The organism is Acidovorax sp. Root568 (assembly GCF_001427445.1).
GTDB classification, from domain to species: Bacteria; Pseudomonadota; Gammaproteobacteria; order Burkholderiales; family Burkholderiaceae_C; genus Acidovorax; species Acidovorax delafieldii.
In genome coordinates, this window is sequence record NZ_LMGP01000015.1 from 188689 (window position 1) to 206945 (window position 18257).

An 18257-nucleotide genomic window follows, 5' to 3' on the forward strand; every position below is an offset into this window, starting at 1 on the left:
CCTGCAGCGAAGGCCACGGCTGCATGGTCTGCCGCCACAGCCATTGCTCTTGCAAGCCCTGGAGCCCGCTCGCCCAGGGCTTTTTTCGTTGGGGGCCCGTACAGGCAGGTGCAGGAACACGCATAAGATCGCGGGCTGCGTTGTGATTCACCCTTTTAGGAGCCTCCTTTGCGAAACCTCTTGTGCCTTCTGCTCGCCACCGCCGTGATGGCTCCCGCCGCCATGGCCCAGACCTCCAAACCCGTCACCACGGCCAGCGGCCTGGTCTATGAATCGCTCAAAGACGGCACGGGCGAATCGCCCAAGGCCACCGACACGGTCAAGGTGCATTACAAGGGCACGTTCCTCGACGGCAAGGAGTTCGACAGCTCCTACAAGCGCGGCGAACCCACCTCGTTCCCACTCAATGGCGTGATCCCTTGCTGGACCGAAGGCGTGCAGCGCATGAAGCCGGGCGGCAAGGCCAAGCTGACTTGTCCCCCCGGCATTGCCTATGGTGCCCGGGGTGCAGGTGGCGTCATTCCCCCTAACGCCACGCTGAATTTCGAGATCGAGCTGATCTCCGTGGGCCGCTGACCCCATGCTGCTGAAGGTCGGTGACCTCGCGCGGCGCACCGGCCTCACGGTGCGCACATTGCACCACTATGACGAGGTGGGGCTGCTCAAGCCCTCGGGCCGGTCAGACGCGGGGTACCGCCTGTACAGCCAGGCCGACGTGCAGCGGCTGCATGGCATCCAGACCATGCGCCAGATGGGCCTGGCGCTCAGCGACATTGCCGAGCTGCTGGCGGGCGAAGGGGTGGCACCCCAGCGCATCATTGGCCAGCAGATCCGGGCGCTGGACCAGCAGATCACGCAGGCCACAGAACTGCGTGGGCGCCTGACCATGCTGCGGGACGGCCTCATGGCGGGTGCTGAGCCCGACATGGGCAACTGGCTCGAGGCGCTGGCGCTGATGACCACCTACGGCAAATACTTCAGCACCACCGAACTCAAGCAGATCTTCACCAACTGGAGCCTGATCGAGGCCGACTGGCTCGTTGTCAAAGACCTGGTGCGCAGCGCCATGGACCGCCAGCTACCTCCCGATGCGCCCGAGGTGCAGGCATTGGCCTACCGCTGGATGGCGCTGATGCTGCACTGGATGGGGGGCGACCTGGACCTGCTGGACCGCTGGGGCCACATGTTTCGCACCGAGCCCAGCGCGCAGGGGCGCAACCACGCACCGCCCGGCGACATGATCGAATACGTGGAAACCGCCATCAAGCTGCGGCTGGCGCTGCTGGAGAAGTACCTGACCCGCGACGACCTGCGCACGCTGGGCCATGTGCCGCACACCGCGTGGGCGGCACTGGAACGTGACGTGCAACAGTTGCTGGACCGCCAAATCCCCACGAACCACACCGACGCAGCGGCTGCGGCCCTGCGCTGGAACACGCTGTTCGACCAGCTGACCCGCGGCGATGCGCAATTGCGCCAGAAGCTGCTCACAGCGTCGGCCAACGAGCCGCTGCTGCAGGCGGGCTCGCCGCTGAGCGCGCCCGTGCGCGCCTACCTGCAGGCGGCGCTCGCGCTGGCCACACCCACTCCCGCCATGGCTGCGACAGTCGCTGCGCGCCGCTGAGACACTCACACCGTCTGCAAAAAAACCACTGGAAAGTGCTTGACCCTCACGCAACGTGAGGCCCCACAGTCGGTCCCCATGAATGGATCGACACCCTCTTCCAGCCCCTCCGCCCCCACCCGGCGGTTGCACGCCCTGGACAACCTGCGCGCCACCATGATGTGGCTGGGCATCGTGCTGCATGTCTCGGTGCTCTACATGAGCCGGCCATCGCCTCTGCCCTGGCACGACGACCGGTCCAGCCCCCTGGCAGACCTGTTGGTGGCGGTGATCCATGCCTTTCGCATGCCCTTGTTTTTCATCCTCGCCGGGTTCTTTGTAGCGGCGCTGGTCCAACGCCAGGGGCTGGCTGGCATGGTGCGCAACCGCCTGCGCCGTCTCGGTCTGCCTTTTGCGCTGTTCTGGCCGCCGCTGTTCGTGGCCTGTGCGCTGCTCGGGCTGATGTTTCTGCACCGCATGGCCTATGGCACCTGGGGTGTGGACCGCAGCCTGCTGCCCCGAGGCCCCAACGTGCCCCAGGGCCCAGCCACCATGCACCTTTGGTTCTTGTGGATGCTGCTGTGGCTGGCGCTGTTGACGCCCGTGGCATGGAGGGCGGTACGCGCATTGCCCGCAGGGCTGCAGCAGGCCCTGCAACGCGGTGCCCTCTGGCTCGGCGGCACACCTGCGGGCCTGCTGATGCTCACGCTGCCCCTGGCGTGGATTGGCGCGGGATACGACCACGGCATCGTCACGCCCAGCGGGTCCTTCCTGCCACCGCTCTCGGAATGGATACACAACGGGCTGTTCTACGGCTTTGGCCTGTGTCTGTATGTGCACCGCAAGGCACTCATGGCGCGCTACGAACGACACTGGCCTGCGCTGGCCGGCTTGGGGCTGGTGGGCTTTCTGGTCACTGCACTGCTTTCGGAAGTGCTGGCTCAGCCCGAGGCATCGGCCTTTGTGCTGGTGCTGGTCACCGGGGCGTTTACCGATCTGCTGGCCGCGCCCGTATCGGCCACGCGCCACCTGCAGTTCTGGATGGCGCTGGCCTACAACAGCGCGTCGTGGCTCTGGAGCTTTGCGCTGATCGGGCTGTTTCTGCGCCATGTCGGCCAGCCCCGCGCCTGGCTGGCCTACCTGGCTGACAGCTCGTATTGGGTGTACCTGGTGCACCTGCCACTCACGATGGGCCTGGGTGCGCTGCTGTACAGCCTGCCCGTTCCAGCCCCGGCCAAGATGCTGATCAATGTGCTGGCCACAACCGCCCTGTGCCTGGCCAGTTACCACCTTTGCGTGCGTTTTACCGCTGTGGGCCGCTTGCTCACGGGGCGCACGCACACCCGTCATTCTTTGGGAGACCTTGTTCATGCGACCTGACACCTCACCCCGTCCTGCCCACCCACCCGGCGCAGGCCCTGCAATCCCACCCGCAGACCCGCGCGCCGCACTGCTGCAGGACCCCAACTTCCGCTGGATGATTGGCGGCTCTGCCCTGTCCATGCTGGGCGACCAGTTCACGCTGATCGCACTGCCCTGGCTGGTGCTGCAGATGACCGGCGACACGCTGGTGCTGGGCACCGTGCTGGCCCTCATCAGCGTGCCGCGCGCCTTGTTCATCCTGATCGGCGGCGCGCTGGTAGACCGCCATTCGCCCAAACAGGTGCTGATGATCACCAAATACGTCAACCTGGTCCTGCTGGCCGCGCTGGCGGGGCTGGTGTTTGCGGGCACGCTGTCGTTGTGGATGGTGTACGCGCTGTCGCTGGGCATAGGGCTCGCCACGGCCTTCAGCATTCCGGCGGGCACGGCCATGATGCCGTCGGTGGTGGCACGCCCCCAGCTGCAGGCCGCCAACGGCATCAGCCTGGGCCTGCGGCAGCTGACGATGTTCCTGGGGCCCTTGCTCGCGGGGCTGTTGATTGCCCTGTTTGGCGCCGGTGGCGCGGGCCACACCGCCGCGGATGCGCCAGCACACGCCAACGCCACTGGCATCGGCATCGCCTTCGCGCTGGATGCGCTGAGCTTCGCCGTGTCGGCCTGGACGCTGTCCAAGGTGCAGACGCGTGCGGGCCTTTCCGCCCCCACAGCAGCGCCACAGGCGGTGCTCGCTTCGGTGGCGCAGGGCCTCGGTCACTTCTGGCGTGACAGCGAGCTGCGCACCTGCTTTTTGTACTGGAGCGCCATTGCCCTGTTCATCATGGGACCCATCCACATCGCCATTCCGGTGCTGGCCAGCAGCAGCCCGCAGCTCGGTGCCGCCGCCTTCGGCATCATCGTGGGCGCCCATGGTGCGGGCACGCTGCTGGGCATGGTGGTGTCGGGCATGGTGCCCCGGCTGCGGTTCGGCAGCCTGGGCATGACCATTCTGGCGTTCGACGCCATCATTGGCGCGCTGTTCATGCCGCTGGGTCTGATCACCGCCGTGTGGCAAGGCGCGGTGCTGATGCTGGTCATCGGACTGCTCGGCGGCTTCATGCAGGTGAGCGTGTTCACATGGATCCAGCACCGGGTCCCCCCCGCCCTGCTGGGCCGCGCGATGAGCCTGTTCATGTTCATCTTCATGGGCCTGGCGCCGATCTCTGCCGCCGTGACGGGCTGGGTGATGAAGAGCATCACGCTCACCCAGCTGTTCGCGGCCAGCGGCGGAACGCTGGTGGTGCTGGCGGCACTGGCCTTTGTGCTCACACCCATGCGTCGCGTGACGGACGCAGCGCCCGCCACACGCTGAGGCTCCCCACACAAAAAAGGCTGGACCACTGTCCAGCCTTTTTGTGCCTGAGGAGGAGATCCTCAGACTTCGGTCACGAACTGCTCGCGGGGGCGGCGCACCTTCTTCAGGTTTACCAGCCAGTCGCCTTCGTCGGCACGGTAGCCCAGGGGCAAGATGGCGACGCTGCGCAGGCCGCGTGCCCGCAGGCCCAGGATTTCATCCAGCGCGTTGGGGTCGAAGCCTTCCATGGGCGTCGAGTCCACTTCTTCAAAAGCCGCAGCGATCAGGGCTGCGCTCATGCCGATGTAGGCCTGGCGGGCTGCGTGCTGGAAGTTCACTTCGGCATCGCGCTGGGGGTAGCTGCTGAGCAGCATCTGGCGGTAGTTTTCCCAGCCTTCGTTCTTGAAGCCACGCTGGTCATTGGTCAGGTCGAACATCATGTTGATGCGGTCGGCCGTGTAGTTGTCCCAGGCCGCAAACACCAGCAGGTGCGAGCCGTCGGTGATCTGGGCCTGGTTCCAGGCGATGGGCTGGATCTTGGCGCGCACAGCGGGGTCGGTCACAACGATGATTTCGAACGGCTGCAGGCCGCTGGAGGTGGGCGCCAGGCGGGCTGCTTCAAGAATGCGCTCCACCTTCTCTTGCGGCACCTTCTTGGCGGGGTTCATCTTCTTGGCGGCGTAGCGCCATTGCAGCTTGTTCAGCAGGGGTTGAGCGAGAGTGGTGTCTGTGGTCATGGCAGCGTCCTGAAAGAAGTTGTGGATCGAGGGATGTATCGATGGTGGAACTGTAGGCACCCCACATGGGTTCGGTAAGCCCTGCCAAAGAAACGGATTGTTCGCAATTCATCAACAATCGACACACAAGCGCTTTGCAACCGCGCTCTGTTGATGCTGCCGCCATCGCGTGGTGCCACATGGGCAGGCGTACACTTGACAAAGCCTGGGCGAGCGCCCGGGCACGCACCCGGCTGATCGCGCCCCTTCATGAGTGAACCCGACCTGTCTTTTCTGGACCCTGCAGGCCGCCAGCCAGCAGCCGCAGAGCACATGCCTCGCCCGCCTGTCCCCCACTCCCGCACGCCCGGCGCTTCGGCGGAGGGCCTGGTGGCCGAACTGCGTGCCTACCAGGCCGAACTGGAAAACCAGAACAAGGTGCTGCGCTACAGCCAGGCCGTGGCTGAGAGCGCGTACGAACGCTTCGAAACCCTGTTTGCCAGCGTGCCGCTGGCCCTCATGGTGGTGGACGACCACGACATGGTGGTGCAGGCCAACTCCATGGCACACCGCTCTTTCCAGCCCACCGAGCGCGACCGGCCACTGACCGCGCTGATGCCTTTTGTGTGCCCGCAAGACGGCGCGCGCGTGCGCGAAGCCTTTGCCCAGGCGCACGACCTGGGGCACAGCGAGGTCAAGGAGGTGGTGTTCACCATCAGCAGTGCCACGCGCATCACTGGCGACCTGCACATTGCCCACATCGATGCACCGCAGACCAGCGGGCCGCCGCTGTCGCAGTTTTTGTGCGCGGTGATCGACCAGGGCCCGCTGCTGGCCGAGCGCCAGGCCTTGCAGCACAGTGCCGAGACCCTGCAGCAGCGCAATGAGCAGATCCGCGCCAGCGAAAAGCGGCTGGAGGCCGTCATCAACTCCGCACTGGACGCCATCATCTGCGTGGACCAGCACCAGCGCATCACCGTCTTCAACCCCACGGCGGCCGCGCTGTTCCAGTGCAGCGCCAGCGACGCGCTGGGCAGCACGCTCGACCGTTTTTTGCCCGACGCTGCACAGGCGCTGGCATTTGCCCAGCTCACCACGCAGGCCCTGCTGGGCGAGATGACGGCCCTCACCGCCAGCGGCAAGGAGCTGGCCGTGGAGGTGAGCGTGTCGTTCGAGCGCCATGCTGACGGGGAAACCACCACCGTGTTCGCCCGCGACCTCACCGGTCGCAAGAAGGCCGAGGCGCACCGCAATGAGCTGGAGGCCCAGCTGCGCGAGTCGCACAAGATGCAGGCCGTGGGCACCATGGCCGGGGGCATCGCGCACGACTTCAACAACATCCTGGGCGCCATTCTGGGCAATGTAGAGCTGGCCAAGGCCGACTGCGCCACCCACGCGCCCGGCTCGCCCGTGCTGGAGAGCCTGCTGGAGATCGACAAGGCCGGCCGCCGCGCGCGCGACCTGGTGCGCCAGATCCTCACCTTCAGCCGCAACGAGCCCCCGCAGCGCTCGGCCGTGTCGCTGGCCGAGGTGGTGCACGACACCGAGCGCCTGCTGCGCGTGACCTTGCCTCCGGCCATCGAGCTGCATATGCAACTGCAGGCGGGCCTGCCGCCCGTGTTGGCCGATGCCACGCAGGTCGAGCAGGCCCTGCTCAACCTGTGCACCAACGCCGTCCATGCGATTGGTACCGAGCGCGGCAGCATCCATGTGGAGGCCGCCACCGTGCAGCCCGACCAGCGCCTGACCGAGCGCCTGGGCCTCGCGCCCATCGACTACGTGGCCCTGACAGTGCGCGACACCGGCCCCGGCATGGACGCTGCCACGCTGGAGCGCATCTTCGAGCCCTTCTTCACCACCAAGCCCGTGGGCCAGGGCACGGGCCTGGGCCTCGCGGTGGTGCATGGCGTGATGCGCACGCACGAAGGCGGCGTGGATGTGCAAAGCGCGCCAGGCCAGGGCAGCCGGTTCACGCTGTACTTTCCGGTCGCCACCGGTGCGACTGCTGGTGCGCAGCCCAGCCCCGCCGCGCAGGCCGTGCCACTGGCCGCCGCAACGTCTTCACCGGAGCCTGCCGAACCACCCGGCGGTGCGCCTGGCAAGAAGCACCATGTGATGTACGTGGACGACGACCAGGCCCTGGTCTTCCTGGTGCAGCGCCTGCTGCGCCGCCGGGGCTACGAGGTGAGCGGCTATACCGACCCGCACGAGGCCACGGCTGCGTTGCGGGCAGCACCGCAAGCCTATGACCTGCTGGTCACCGACTACAACATGCCCGGCTTCTGTGGCGTGGACCTGGTGCGCGAGGCCCGCCTCATCCGCCCCGACCTGCCCGTGGCCCTGGCCTCGGGTTACGTCACGGCCGAGATCGAACAGGCCGCGCTGGCCGAAGGCGCGCAAGCCCTGATCCACAAACCCAATGACGTGGAAGAACTTTGCGCCACCGTGCAGCGGCTGATCGTGGGCCATGACCCTGCCTGAACCCGTGGCAGATGGCGTACAGGCGCTGTACGAAGACGACGACCTGCTGGTGCTGTGCAAACCCTCCGGGCTGCTGTGTGTGCCCGGCCGGGGGCCTGACAAGCAAGACTGCCTGAGCGCCCGCGCCCAGCAGCGCTGGCCCGGCGCGCTCATCGTGCACCGGCTGGACCAGGCGACCTCGGGCCTGGTGCTCATGGCGCGCCATATCGACGCACAGCGGCGCCTGGGCCACGTGTTTGCCGAGCGCCAGGTGCACAAGCGCTACCAGGCGGTGGTGCAAGGGCTGCTGGGCACAGCGGGCGGCGACTGGAGCGAGATCAACCTGCCCATTGCTGCCGACTGGGAGCGCCGCCCGCTGCGCGTCATCGACCACGCTGTGGGCAAACCCAGCCTGACCCACTGGCGTGCACTGGCGCAAGACGCTACGGTTCAGACCACGCGCATCGAGCTGGAGCCCATCACCGGACGCACCCACCAGCTGCGCGTGCACCTGGCCGCCATCGGCCACGCCATTCTGGGCGACGGACTGTATGCCGATGCCGCCACGCAGGCACAAGCCCCGCGCCTGCTGCTGCATGCCAGTCACCTGGCCTTTGCGCACCCCACCACCGGGGAGCAGATAGCGCTGGAGTGGGCGGCCGATTTCTAGCCAAACGGCCCGCCAGCGCTAGTGAAACATGCACCAATTGCTATCTATTCAATAGCAAACAGGAGTTACTGATCAGCGCCCGCCCGGCGGCACGGCGCGCGACATGGCCCACTGCACGGCCAGGATGCTCGCCAGCACCACCAGCATGCCCACCAGCGATACCCCCGTCATGGCCTGCCCCAGCAGCGCCCAGCCCAGCAGTACCGCCGTCACTGGGCTCAGCAGCCCCAGCGACGACACCGCCACCGACGGCAGGCGCGCAATGCCACGGAACCACAGCGCATAGGCCACCAGCGCGCCCGCCAGGCTGAGGTACAGATAACCCGCGATGTGGGTGGCGGTGAGTGCGGGCAAAGGCGGGTCCACCGCCCAGGCCACCGGCGCCAGCATCACGCCGCCCGCCAACAGCTGCCAGCCGGTAAACGCCAGCACCGGCAAGTCAGACCGCCAGCGCCGCGACCAGAACGTGCCCGCTGCCATGCACAGCGTGCCCACCAGCGCGGCAGCCACGCCCACCATGTCCCAGCGCGCACCGGGTGACAGCAGCAGCGCCGCCATGCCCAGCACACCCAGCGCCCCGGCCGCCAGCGCCAGTGCGGGCGGGCGCCGGTGGTCCAGCGCCCAGGTCAGGCCCATCACCACCAGCGGGCCCACGGCGCCCACCACCGCAGCCACGCCACCGGGCAACCGGTAGGCCGCCACAAACAGCAGCGCCTGGAACACGCCAATGTTCAGCGCCGCCAGCACCGTGAGGCGCCGCCACCCCACCCAGTCGCCCCAGGCCGGCCAGCGGCGGCACCACAGCACCAGCAGCAAGCCCGCGGGCAAGGTGCGCAGCAGTGCGGCGGTGAAGGGCCGGTCGGGCGGCAGCAGCTCGGTGGTGACGATGTAGGTCGAGCCCCAGATGACCGGTCCGAGCGCTGTGGTGAGCGCATCCAGCCAGGTTGAGGAACTTGCAGAAGCACGTGAAGCAGCCATATATTTATCTTCAAATCAAGACAAAAACTCTACCATACAATCTCGAATTCAAGACAAATCAACCACCACAAGCCCATGGCCACCCCACGCCAACCCGACGCCGTCGACGCCATCCTGGCCCAGTGGAAGCGCGAGCGCCCCGACCTGGACGCTAGCCCCATGGGCCCCATCGGGCGCATCAAGCGCTGCGCCGCGCTGCTGGAGCGGCGGCTGGATGAAACCTTTGCCGAATTCGGCCTGAGCCGCTGGGAGTTCGACATGCTGGCCACGCTGCGCCGCAGTGGCGCGCCCTACTGCCTGGCGCCGACCACGCTGTTCTCCACGCTCATGGTCACATCGGGCACCATGACGCACCGCATGGCCAAGCTCGAAGCCCAGGGCTGGATTGAGCGCCTGCCCAACCCAGCCGATGCCCGCAGCTCGCTGGTGCAGCTCACGCCCCAGGGGCTGGAGCTGATCGACCGCGCCGTGGAAGCCCATGTGGCCAACGAACACCGCATCCTTTCCGACCTCAAGGCGGCCGATCTGGCCGCGCTGGATGCGCGGCTGGCCCTGCTGCTGTCCGCTTTGGAGTCACGCAGAGGCCAGTGAAGACACCCGGCGCTGTGTACTGCGCAGTAACATGGCGGGATGCCTCAAAACCATCTCTACATCCTCACCGGCGCATCGCGCGGCATGGGCCTCGCCATGGCACAGCAGCTCTTGCGCAGCGGCAATACCCTGATCTGCATCGCCCGCAGCGCCAACGATGACCTGACCGCCGAGGCCCGGGCCGCAGGCGTCGCCATCGAACAGTGGCAGCAAGACCTGTCGCAGGGCGAGCAGGCGGCCCACAAGCTGCAAGCCTGGCTGCAGGCCCAGGGCCCGCAGGCGTTTGCCAGCGCCACCCTCATCAACAACGCGGGCATGATCCCGCGCATCGCACCGCTGTCGGCCAGCGACGCGGAAGACCTGGCCACCGCCCTGCGCGTGGGGCTGGAGGCGCCCATGCAGCTCACCGCTGCTTTCCTGGGCGCGACGGACACCTGGACGGTGCCACGCAAGGTGCTCAACATCTCCTCTGGCCTCGGCCGCCGGGCCATGGCCTCGCAGGCCGCGTACTGCGCCGCCAAGGCGGGCATGGACCATTTCACCCGGTGCGTGGCGCTGGACGAGGCCATCAAGCCCCATGGGGCCAAGGTATGCTCACTGGCTCCCGGTGTGATCGACACCGACATGCAGGTCCAGCTGCGCGGCGCCGACCCGGCCGCCTTCCCGGACCGCCAGAATTTCGCCAACCTCAAGACGGGTGGCCAGCTCACATCGCCTGCCGACGCCGCCACCCGCGTGCTCGCCTGGCTGGAGCGCGCAGACTTCGGCACCAACCCGGTGGCCGATGTGCGCGAGGCGTGAGCCCATTTACTCCTACTTTGATAGCTGCAACCGCATGATTCACTAGCGCTTGCAGCCGTTTTGACCTGAATTTCTCTGAAAGGACCTCCCCATGACCCGTGAAGTCGTCGTCGTCAGCGCAGTGCGCACCGCCATTGGCACCTTTGGTGGCAGCCTCAAGGACGTGCCCCCCACCGAACTGGGCGCACTCGTCGTGCGCGAATCGCTTGCCCGCGCCAACGTGGAAGGCAAGGACGTGGGCCACGTGGTGTTTGGCCATGTGGTCAACACCGAGCCCAAGGACATGTACCTGTCACGCGTGGCAGCCATCCACGGCGGCTGCGGCGAAGGCACCCCCGCCTACAACGTCAACCGCCTGTGCGGCTCGGGCCTGCAGGCCATAGTCAATGCCAGCCAGTCCATCCTGCTGGGCGACACCGACGTGGCCATTGGCGCCGGTGCCGAGAACATGAGCCGCGTGCCCTTTGCCAGCCTGAACATGCGCTGGGGCGCCCGCATGGGCGACACCAAGATGGTGGACATGATGATCGGCGCACTGCACGACCCCTTCCACAACATCCACATGGGTGTGACGGCCGAGAACATCGCCGCCAAGTGGGGCATCAGCCGCGAAGACCAGGACAAGCTGGCGGTCGAGAGCCACAACCGCGCCGAGCGCGCCACGCAGGCCGGTGTGTTCAAGGACCAGATCGTGCCCGTCACCCTGAAGAGCAAGAAGGGCGACGTGTTGTACGCCACCGACGAGCACTTCCGCCCCGGCGCCACAATGGACGACTTGGCCAAGCTCAAGCCCGTTTTCATCAAGGAAAACGGCACGGTGACGGCTGGCAACGCCTCGGGCATCAACGACGCCGCCGCCGCCGTGGTGCTGATGGAAGCCGGTGCTGCCAAGGCCCGTGGCGCCAAGCCCCTGGCCCGCCTGGTGGCCTACGCCCACGCGGGCGTAGACCCCAAGTACATGGGCATCGGCCCCGTGCCCGCCACGCAACTGGCGCTGAAGAAGGCCGGGCTCACCGTGGCCGATCTGGATGTGATCGAAGCCAACGAGGCTTTTGCCGCCCAGGCCTGCGCCGTGACCAAGGACCTGGGCCTGGACCCGGCCAAGGTCAACCCCAACGGCTCGGGCATCTCGCTGGGTCACCCCATCGGCGCCACCGGTGCGCTCATCACCGTCAAGGCCATCCATGAGCTGCAACGCATTCAGGGCCGCTATGCGCTGGTGACGATGTGCATTGGCGGCGGCCAGGGCATTGCGGCGATTTTTGAGCGCCTCTGACCTGCACGCGGGTGCGCACACTGCCATCGCCACCCGCGATGCTGCCACCTGCTATTGGCAATGCGAGCGCCACAGTCGATCAGCGATCATTGGCGCCCGCTGCCCCAGATCAGCCGGGCCACCGCAGCTGCACCCAGCGGCCTGGCGGCGGCCCGCACACCACTGAACCGATGGAGACACCTCTCACCATGATGCGCACCCTGCTTTCCTTCACCGCCCTCGCCTTCGCGCTGGGCACCACGGCCCACGCCCAGGCGCCTGCGCCCGCTGCGGCATACCCTGCCAAGCCCATCCGCCTGATCGTGCCCTTCCCGCCCGGCGGCGGCACCGACATCCTGTCGCGCCTGGTGGCCACCAAGCTCACCGAAAGCGCCAAGTGGACCGTGGTGGCAGACAACCGCGCCGGCGCAGGCGGCACCATCGGTATTGGCGAGGCCGTCAAGGCTGCGCCGACGGGCTATGACCTGGTCATGGGCCAGAAAGACAACCTGGTGATTGGCCCCTGGCTGTACAAAAACCTGCCCTGGGACCCCACCAAAGACCTGACCGCCGTGGCCCATGTGGCCTACACGCCCGTGGTCATTGCCACCAGCGCGAACTCCAAGTTCAAGACGCTGGCCGACGTGGTGGCTGCTGCCAAGGCAGCGCCCGGCACCATCACCTATGGGTCTCCCGGCAACGGCACCTCCATCCATCTGGCAGGCGACCTGTTCGAAAAGGCTGCAGGCATCAAGCTCAGCCACATCCCGTACAAGGGCTCCAACCCTGCGCTGATGGACGCGCTGTCGGGCAACGTGGACCTGCTCATGTCCTCGGTGCCATCGGCCATGGCCCAGATCAAGTCGGGCAAGCTGCGCCCGCTGGCCGTGACATCGGCCAAGCGCAGCTCGTCCATGCCCGAAGTACCCACCGTGTCCGAGTCGGGCTTCAAGGACTTTGATGTGAGCACCTGGTACGGCGTGTTTGCGCCCGCAGGTACACCGGCCACCGTGGTGAACGTCGTCAATGCAGAAATCAACAAGCTGCTGGCCACCCCCGAGATGAAGGCCGCCATCCACGCCCAGGGTGCCGAGCCGGAGGCCATGTCTTCCGCTCAGTTCAACACCCTGCTCAAGACCGACTACGCCAAGTGGAAGGGCATTGTGGAAGCCTCGGGCGCAAAGATTGAGTGACCCCCTGAGGCGCTTGCTGCAATAAAAAACGGCTCCGAAAGGAGCCGTTTTGCATGGGGCAAAAACAATCAGTCCCGCACCACCAGCACGGGAATGTGCACTACACCCAGCACACGCTGCGTGACGCTGCCCAGCACCAGCTTTTCCAGGCCGCGGCGGCCATGAGAGCCCATCACGATGAGGTCGGCGCCGGTGCTCTCGAGCGCACGCAGGATGCCGTCGTGAACCGCATGCCCCTCGCCCACCACGGTGGTGACCTGCACACCAGCATCCGCCATGGCATTCTTGGTGGCATCCAGCGCGGCATTGGCCTCGGCTGTGGCGGCGCTGATGTATTGCGCCTGGCCGTACGCAAAGTCGGCACCCACGCCGGTGAAGGGATAAGGGTCGATCACGTACACCGCCGTGACGGCGCTGCCAAAGGTTTTGGCCAGGCCTGCGGCCTTGGAGACGGCCAGCATGGAGGTCTTGGAACCGTCGACAGGAACCAGAATGTGTTTGAACATGGTGCTACTCCTTGAATGAGGGGTGGGACCAGGCTTGTGGCCTGACCATGGGCGACAGTGTGAACCGCCACCATACCCCGCATCTTGATTCGCATCAAATCGGATGCACTTCTGCCGCAGTGTTCAGGCCCCGGACGGCGCCTGCCCCACCACGTCCGCGCCCTGGAAGTTGCCCCGCCGGCAGGTCACCACCAGGGTGTCGCGGTAGCCTCCGTCCTTGAGCGGCTGGATGGGCGTGGACTCGTGGATCATGCGCGCGTCGTCCAGCAACAGCAGCGACCAGGGCTGCGTCAGCGTAAAGCGCTGCCCGGCAGGGCCGTTGGCCTCAAACACCCGCGTCTCGCCCCCCTTGACGCCCTCGCGCCCCAACAGAAACACCGCCACCAGATCCACCCCGTCGCGGTGGGCACCTTCGGGTGTGGGGCGACCAATGCCATCGGTGGTGTCGATGCGGAACTGGTGTGCCTCTACAAACCAGGGCACCGGTGCCTGCGGCCCGGCAAACACGGCGTCCGACACGCCCGCCAGCGCGGCCAGCAATTGCTGCCACACGGGCTGCGCCACGGTGGCGGGCTCCATGGGGGCAAACCAGCGCTCCATGCCGCCGTGCAGCGCGTTGTACTCCACGGGCTGCCAGTGGGCGCGGTGCGGCACCTGCTCCATCCGGCCCTCCTGCAGCACAAAGCAGGCGTGGCGACGACGGCGGTAGCGGCCACCGTCCTTCAGGAATTCATCGGGCGGCAAGGCTGCCCAGTCGCTGTTGAGGGCCAGCAGCGCCGACAGGTCAGCGCCAACCCACTCGGCAACGGCCTCAGGGCTGAGCACGGCAAAGCCGCTGCTTTGCAGCTGGCTGGCGACGTCAGCCGGTGTAGTGAAAGGGGGAGAAAAGGAGACTTGGGCCATAGAGGCCCGAGCTTAACCGCAGCCGCCACCACGGGTTCTGCGATGGCGCAAACAGGGTGGGGGCAGTGTGGGGGCCGCATCCGAATCCACGCAACCCGGCCAGCCCCCGTGGTCGCAAGCCGCTCAGTCCCGGTTGCCATGGCCCTTGCCACGGCCTTCACCCTTGCCATGCCCGCGGTCATGGTCACGGTCGTGTTTGCCGCCGCGTCCACGGTCGTCATCCCAGCGATGGTCATCGCGCCCGCGCGGACCCTGGTACGGGTTGCCACGGCGTGGGGGCGGCTCCTGCACAAAGTACACCGGCTGGCTGCAGGCGTTGTAGCGAGCGCAGTGTTTGCCCCAGTTCTTGGCATGGCCGGGCGGCACATACAGGTAAATGGGCGCACGCGGCACCACCACAGCAGGGCGCTGGATGATGACGGGCTCTGCGTAAATCAGCGGTGGCGGCGGTGCATTGCCAATGTTGATGCGGCCATACACGCCGGGTGCCAGTTCGCCCCCCACGGTGGCATTGACGTAGGCCTGCGCATGCGCGCCGCCCGCCAGGCCCAGGAGCGCGGCCGCAGCCGCACCCGAAACAAGAAGACGGATCGTGGGAAACATGGTGTTTTTCATGGAAAGCTCCTGCTGACTGCCACACCGTGCACGCAAACAGTGTGTGCACAGGGAGGGCGGCCCTGTGTGAGTCACAAGGTTTCCTGCACCTTACACCTTTCAGACGCTACAAAATGTCAGCCAATGGCGACAGTTGTTGGCGCGAGATGAGGTACCGCAAGGCCTTGGCTGCCGGCGCCTAAGCCTGGTATACGTCCACCGGCATCACGACGCCGTTGCACTGGCAGCCGCCTGCTGCAGTGCCTCCGCCGGCCCGGGGCGCCCGAACAGGTAGCCCTGCCAGGTGTGGCAGCCGAGCCCGGCCAGCATGTCGCGTTGCTCCTGGGTTTCGACCCCCTCGGCAATGACCCCCAGGTCCAGGCTCTGGGCCAGGGTCACGATGGTGCGGGCAATGCTGGCGTCATTGGCGTCGGTGAGCAGGTCACGCACAAAGCTTTGGTCGATCTTGAGCTGGTCCAGTGGCAAGCGCTTGAGGTAGCTCAGGCTCGAATAACCCGTGCCAAAGTCGTCCAGCGAGAAGCCCAGGCCCGATGCACGTAGGATGTCCATGCGCTGGATGGTGTCCTCCACATCGTCAAGCAGCAGGGTCTCGGTCAACTCCAGCTTCAGCCGGTGCGGGTTGGCGCCGGTTTCTTCCAGCACGCCCAGCACTTCGTCCACAAAGTGGCTGTGGCGGAACTGCCGTGCGCTCACGTTCACGGCCAAGGTCCAGTGGGCAGTCTGCGGGTCGCGTGCCCACTCCACCAGTTGCAGGCAGGCCGTGCGCAGAATCCACACGCCCAGCGGCACGATGAGGCCCGAGGCTTCGGCCACTGGAATGAACTCGGCGGGCGACACCAGCCCGCGCTGCGGATGCTGCCAGCGCACCAACGCCTCGGCGCCCACAATGCCTCGCTGCTGGTGAATCTGTGCCTGATAGTGCAGCAAGAATTGCCCCTCGCGCAGCCCGTCGCGCAAGCCCGCCTCCAGCAGCGTGCGCGCGGTCACGTTGGCCTGGGTGCGCGGGTCAAAGAACCGCAAGGTGTTGCGGCCTGCGCCCTTGGCCTGGTACATGGCCATATCGCCGTGCTTGAGCAATTCGTCCACCGAGCCACGTGCATCGGCATACAGCGCAATGCCTATGCTGCAAGAACTGTGGTGTGAATGGCCGTCGAGCTGGTAGCTCTGGCTGAGAGCCTGCAGCACCGTGCGCCCCACTGTTTCGGCCTGGGCGGCCGCTTCGTGCGCCTGCGCGCTGAGCCCCTCCAGCAGCACCACAAATTCGTCTCCACCCAAGCGTGCGACGGTGTCGCCCATGCGCACGCAGCCCCCTAGGCGTGCGGCGACCTGGCGCAACAGCTGGTCGCCCAGCTCGTGGCCCTGGGTGTCGTTCAGGTCCTTGAAGTTGTCCAGATCCACAAACAGCAACGCACCGCCCGCGCCTGAGCGTGCGCTGGCGGCCAGGCTGTGTTGCAGGCGGTCATTCATCAACCGACGGTTGGGCAGGCCCGTGAGCGGGTCGTAGAAGGCCAGCAGGCGAATTTCTTCTTCGGCAGCCTTGCGGCTGGAGATGTCCGTCTGCGTGCCCACGTAATGGGTGATCTCGCCGCGCGGCGAACGCACGGTGGTGATGGTGATCCAGGCCGGGTATTCGGTGCCGTCCTTGCGCCGGTTCCATACCTCGCCCTGCCACATGCCGCTGGAGTGCAAGGTGTTCTTCATGGCCGCATAAAAAGACGCGTCCTGGCGGCCCGAGTGCAGCAGGCGCGGTGTCCGGCCCACCAGCTCGTCCACCGAGTAGCCGGTCAGCCGCGCGTAGGCCTGGTTGGCTTTGAGGATCCTCTGGTCGGGCCCTGTCACGATCATGCCCTCGAACGACTCAAACACCGTGGCAGCAATCTGCAGCGATTCTTCGGCCTTGCTGCGCTCGGTGATGTCGGTCGAGATGCCACACAGCGCATAAATGCTGCCATCCGCGTGGCGCAGCGGAATCTTGATCGACAAAAACGCGCGTGTCTCGCCCGTGGCGGCGGGCGTGTTCACCTCCTCCGCCTCCAGCGTCTCGCCGTCCTCCAGCACCCGGCGGTCGTTGGCCCTCAGCCGTTGCGCCGTGGCTGCGTCGAAAAACGCCGCATCGTTATGGCCCAATACCTCGTGCGCCGGCCTGCCAAAGTAATGCAGCGTGTGGTGGTTGGCGTACTGGTAACGGTAGTCCTTGCCCTTGATGTAGATGAACGCGCCAACACTGTCCAAAATGGTGGCGAGCTTTTGCTCGCTGTCCCGCAAGTGGCGCGTACGTTCTTGGACCTGGCGACGCAAGATTGCAACCATCAACGCAGCCAGCAAGCTGAACGCCACCAAGCCCGCAAGCCCCCGCCACACCCAGGGGGAAATCTGCACGCCAGGGTCTTGCCCGCCCCAGTGGCGCATCACCTGGGCATAGGCCGGATCGGCGCCACTGCGCCAGTTCTCGACGGATCGGTCAATGGCCGCCAGCACATCTGCATTGCGGCCGGGGCCGGTCGCAAAGAACAGCGTAGCGGGCTGGAACACAATGCCCGTGTCCACCACGCCATAGCGGGCCGAATGGAAATTGCCGAACAGATGGTTGGAGATGACCGCATCGGCCTCGCCCCGCTGCACCATGGCAAACGCATCTATCAGGCTGGGCGCATCCACCAAAGTCACCTGGATGCCAAAGCTGTCCACCATGTTCAGGAATGTAGACCGCTGCACGGAGCCCTTGAGCACCGCGACCCGCTTGCCCTGCAGGTCAAACAACGAGTAGATGGGCGCGCCTGATGTCCGATAGATCTGCGACCAGCTGTGCAGCACTGGCAGGCGGTGAAAGTCGTACAGGATCTCGCGCTCGGGCGAGCGAGCCACATCGGGCATCAGGTCGAGCCGGCCCTCGCGCAGCGCATCCAGGCAGTCCTGCCAGCTGCAGGGCACATATTTGATGGTCCACTGCTCGCGCGCAGCCACCAATTGCAGCAGATCCACAAAAATGCCTGCGGCCTTGCCGTCGGCATCCACGAACACCTTGGGTTCGTTCGAGTACACGCCCACACGCAGCTCGCGGGGTGCCGCAGCAATGCTGGCGCTGGCCGTCAATACGGCCGCCCACACAATGCCTTTGAGCCACGCGGCACAACGCCGCACCAGCCAGTTCACGCCAGGTTTCACACCGGCCCCCCCAGGTGATGGAGAAACCATGTTAACGAATGCTTGCAAAAATCTCCAAAAATTAACTACCGTGTGCCGGTTGGGGTAG

Annotated in this window: 16 protein-coding genes; 10 read left to right on the forward strand and 6 right to left on the reverse strand. The window is 66.2% G+C overall.

The window, feature by feature from the left end; all coding sequences use genetic code 11:
* Window positions 1-168: 168 nt before the first annotated feature.
* From ASD75_RS12705 to ASD75_RS12720, 4 genes are all read left to right on the forward strand, one after another.
* Window positions 169-576, forward strand: coding sequence for an FKBP-type peptidyl-prolyl cis-trans isomerase (locus ASD75_RS12705; RefSeq protein WP_056067685.1), 408 nt, complete (start codon window positions 169-171; stop codon window positions 574-576).
* 4 nt (window positions 577-580) lie between these two features.
* Window positions 581-1624, forward strand: a complete 1044-nt coding sequence (locus ASD75_RS12710) for a MerR family transcriptional regulator (protein ID WP_056746162.1) — start codon at window positions 581-583, stop codon at window positions 1622-1624.
* Between the two features lie 78 nt (window positions 1625-1702).
* The gene (locus ASD75_RS12715; RefSeq protein WP_056746164.1) at window positions 1703-2983 is read left to right on the forward strand and encodes an acyltransferase family protein; all 1281 of its coding nucleotides are present in this window, start codon (window positions 1703-1705) and stop codon (window positions 2981-2983) included.
* Window positions 2973-4334, forward strand: a complete 1362-nt coding sequence (locus ASD75_RS12720; RefSeq protein WP_255356271.1) for an MFS transporter — start codon at window positions 2973-2975, stop codon at window positions 4332-4334. The genes ASD75_RS12715 and ASD75_RS12720 overlap by 11 nt, the downstream gene beginning before the upstream one ends.
* 62 nt (window positions 4335-4396) lie before the next feature.
* On the opposite strand, the gene ASD75_RS12725 is transcribed toward ASD75_RS12720, so the two are convergent.
* Window positions 4397-5053: an NAD(P)H-dependent oxidoreductase gene (locus tag ASD75_RS12725; protein WP_056067837.1), complete on the reverse strand. Its 657-nt coding sequence runs from the start codon at window positions 5051-5053 to the stop codon at window positions 4397-4399.
* 249 nt (window positions 5054-5302) lie between these two features.
* Here ASD75_RS12725 and ASD75_RS12730 point away from each other — a divergent pair, with 249 nt between their 5' ends.
* On the forward strand, window positions 5303-7513 hold the full coding sequence (locus ASD75_RS12730; RefSeq protein ID WP_056746168.1) for an ATP-binding protein: 2211 nt from the start codon (window positions 5303-5305) through the stop codon (window positions 7511-7513).
* Window positions 7500-8162: an RluA family pseudouridine synthase gene (locus ASD75_RS12735; protein ID WP_056746170.1), complete on the forward strand. Its 663-nt coding sequence runs from the start codon at window positions 7500-7502 to the stop codon at window positions 8160-8162. The genes ASD75_RS12730 and ASD75_RS12735 overlap by 14 nt, the downstream gene beginning before the upstream one ends.
* Before the next feature lie 72 nt (window positions 8163-8234).
* On the opposite strand, the gene ASD75_RS12740 is transcribed toward ASD75_RS12735, so the two are convergent.
* Window positions 8235-9140 (reverse strand): EamA family transporter, encoded by a 906-nt coding sequence (locus ASD75_RS12740; protein WP_056746172.1) that lies wholly within the window; start codon window positions 9138-9140, stop codon window positions 8235-8237.
* Between the two features lie 75 nt (window positions 9141-9215).
* On the opposite strand from ASD75_RS12740, the gene ASD75_RS12745 reads away from it, so the two are divergent.
* The 4 genes from ASD75_RS12745 (at window position 9216) to ASD75_RS12760 (ending at window position 12980) form a co-directional block, all read left to right on the forward strand.
* A complete protein-coding gene (locus ASD75_RS12745; protein WP_056746174.1) occupies window positions 9216-9731 on the forward strand; it encodes a MarR family winged helix-turn-helix transcriptional regulator in 516 nt (171 codons plus the stop codon).
* A gap of 39 nt (window positions 9732-9770) precedes the next feature.
* A complete protein-coding gene (locus tag ASD75_RS12750) occupies window positions 9771-10532 on the forward strand; it encodes an SDR family NAD(P)-dependent oxidoreductase (RefSeq protein WP_056746176.1) in 762 nt (253 codons plus the stop codon).
* Between the two features lie 91 nt (window positions 10533-10623).
* Entirely contained in the window at window positions 10624-11808 is a 1185-nt protein-coding gene (gene bktB / locus ASD75_RS12755) for a beta-ketothiolase BktB (protein WP_056746178.1), read from the forward strand.
* 188 nt (window positions 11809-11996) lie between these two features.
* Window positions 11997-12980 (forward strand): tripartite tricarboxylate transporter substrate binding protein, encoded by a 984-nt coding sequence (locus tag ASD75_RS12760; RefSeq protein ID WP_056746179.1) that lies wholly within the window; start codon window positions 11997-11999, stop codon window positions 12978-12980.
* Between the two features lie 68 nt (window positions 12981-13048).
* Here the strand turns inward: ASD75_RS12760 and ASD75_RS12765 are convergent, their stop codons facing one another.
* The 4 genes from ASD75_RS12765 to ASD75_RS24250 form a co-directional block, all read right to left on the reverse strand.
* On the reverse strand, window positions 13049-13486 hold the full coding sequence (locus ASD75_RS12765) for a universal stress protein (protein ID WP_056746181.1): 438 nt from the start codon (window positions 13484-13486) through the stop codon (window positions 13049-13051).
* A 123-nt stretch (window positions 13487-13609) separates the two neighbouring features.
* Complete coding sequence (locus ASD75_RS12770; protein WP_056746184.1) at window positions 13610-14389, reverse strand: 2OG-Fe dioxygenase family protein; 780 nt, start codon at window positions 14387-14389, stop codon at window positions 13610-13612.
* Window positions 14390-14512: 123 nt separating this feature from the next.
* Window positions 14513-15004: a hypothetical protein gene (locus tag ASD75_RS12775; protein ID WP_056067657.1), complete on the reverse strand. Its 492-nt coding sequence runs from the start codon at window positions 15002-15004 to the stop codon at window positions 14513-14515.
* A gap of 204 nt (window positions 15005-15208) precedes the next feature.
* Window positions 15209-18199: an EAL domain-containing protein gene (locus ASD75_RS24250; protein ID WP_082565013.1), complete on the reverse strand. Its 2991-nt coding sequence runs from the start codon at window positions 18197-18199 to the stop codon at window positions 15209-15211.
* Between the last annotated feature and the right edge of the window lie 58 nt (window positions 18200-18257).